Source organism: Oceanimonas baumannii, assembly GCF_002245495.1.
Lineage (GTDB): Bacteria > Pseudomonadota > Gammaproteobacteria > Enterobacterales > Aeromonadaceae > Oceanimonas > Oceanimonas baumannii.
Window position 1 is genome coordinate 1 of record NZ_NQJF01000059.1, and the last position, 1,008, is coordinate 1,008.

1 pseudogene is annotated in these 1,008 nt (G+C 58.2%); it reads right to left on the bottom strand.

The features are described from left to right. Positions 1 to 81: 81 nt before the first annotated feature. A pseudogene (gene gmtY, locus B6S09_RS18165) lies at positions 82 to 978 on the bottom strand (gamma-mobile-trio recombinase GmtY); the annotation flags it as partial. Positions 979 to 1,008: the final 30 nt, after the last annotated feature.

The following is a 1,008-nucleotide window of genomic DNA, read 5'->3' on the forward strand; positions in this document are numbered from 1 at the left end:
GTCCTTGCCGCCTTGCGACGCCCCTTGGGTTTAGTTGGAGAGGTCTTGTACATGTGTTTGCTCGGTCACGTGGAGATGTGGCTAGTCAGATGAACGGACCAAATCGGACAGAGGCGTCGTAAGAAGTCCATCCAGCCGGTGCGCCGCTTGCTGAAGTGCTTCTCGGGCTTCGCTAAAGCTTGCTTGTGTGTAGATCTCCTGGCTCTCGATCGATGCGTGATGCATGAAGCGGCGAATCATCGGCTTGTCGATTCCCGCGTGCTTCAAACGCTGGCCGTAGGCGTGTCGGTGCCCGTGCGGAGTTGTGCCAAGCGCCTTGCCAACTTCGAGGCCAATGCGTTTGCACGCGGCCGCGTGAGCCTTGTTGTACTGCGTGAGGGTGTATATCGCACCATAGGGTGCGCGCCGCAGGTTCACGAAAGCGAACGGATGATCCCGATCGAAATGCGCAAGCTGCTTCAGATAGCGATGCCAAAGTTCCAGAAACCACTCGCCGTACTCCGGCACGAACCAGTACGCCTGCTTGTAGTACGGACCGTCGTGCATGCCGCCTTTCCAGCCAGCATGCCGACGGTCCATCAAGTCTGTACGCGGCACAAGGCCGAAGCGCTGGCCGAGGTATTCTGCTCGGTTCGATTTACGTGGTCGTCCTCGCTCGTCGCACCAGTCAGCAGGCGCGGCCCCGTAGTGCGGATGGTGGATGAGGACCTTGGCTTGACGCGGGTCCTGTGGATCTGGAAATACGTCCTGAACGTAAAGGTGAAAAGGCTCCGACTCTCGAAATCCCGCGCCATGGAGCAGTAGCGTGATCAAGATGCCACGATAGTCGTAACGATCGCCGTTGCGAAAGCCTTTGAAGAGCAACGCTTCAAAGTGACGTTCTGGAAAAGCTGGCGGCTCACCTCGCGCGACCTTCGGGATTCTCCGGTAGCGAAGCCAATATCCTGTGGCGCGCGCGGTGGCATTCGACGCCCACGTATGCCCAAGGACTGTCTCTTATACACATCT